Source organism: Pseudoflavonifractor phocaeensis, assembly GCF_016901735.1.
Classification (GTDB): Bacteria; Bacillota; Clostridia; order Oscillospirales; family Oscillospiraceae; genus Pseudoflavonifractor_A.
The window spans coordinates 1-628 of record NZ_JACLZC010000180.1; the positions used below are offsets into that span (position 1 = coordinate 1).

Sequence of the window (628 nt, forward strand, 5' to 3'; positions counted from 1 at the left end):
CAAATTCATGGAGCATGGGGGCGGTCAGCTGGGTGAAATCCGTATATTTCTGTGCCAGCGCCAGAAAGTGGCTGGCACGGTCCGTGTCCTCGTGAAACTGGTCCAGCTGTGCCTGCTCGGAGGCAAGCAGCTGTTCCAACTCGGCCTGTTCCTTTTCATATTCGGCACACAGCAGCTCGAACCGTTTTTCCTCCAACTTGCCCATGGCAGCGGATTGTTTCCAGAATCAGGGCGTTTAAGGCTTTGGTGCTGACGGTGTGGGAAAAACACATCTGGGTTTCCCGCTCAAAGGTCAGGGTGTAGGTGGAGCAGTTATAGAAGTCGGTGCCATATTCCCGCCCGTCCTTTTTGCGTTTGCCCCGGTGGTTATACATCTTGGCTCCGCAGTCGGCGCAGAACACAAGGCCGGTCAGGGGATTGGCGACGCCGGTGGTATCCGTCCGGCGCACCGTCCGCTTCACCTGCTGGGCCAGCTGCCAGGTTTCCGGGTCAACAATGGCCTCGTGGGTGTTCTCAAAGATCAGCCAGTCGGACGGGTCATTTTTTACCCGCTTATCCCGGTAGGACTTCTTGGAAGAACGGAAATTGACGGTATGCCCCATATATTCCGGTTTCTCCAGCATGGAGC

The 628-nt window shown here is 56.2% G+C and carries 2 protein-coding genes; both read right to left on the minus strand.

Going from position 1 to position 628, the window contains the following annotated elements; all coding sequences use genetic code 11:
• The coding region (locus tag H7U37_RS16325) for a DUF4368 domain-containing protein (RefSeq protein WP_338049848.1) at positions 1-205 on the minus strand (205 nt) is incomplete at its 3' end.
• Positions 156-628, minus strand: a 473-nt coding sequence (locus tag H7U37_RS15140; protein WP_243414349.1) for a recombinase zinc ribbon domain-containing protein, incomplete at its 5' end; no start/stop codon positions are given. The genes H7U37_RS16325 and H7U37_RS15140, both read right to left, overlap by 50 nt.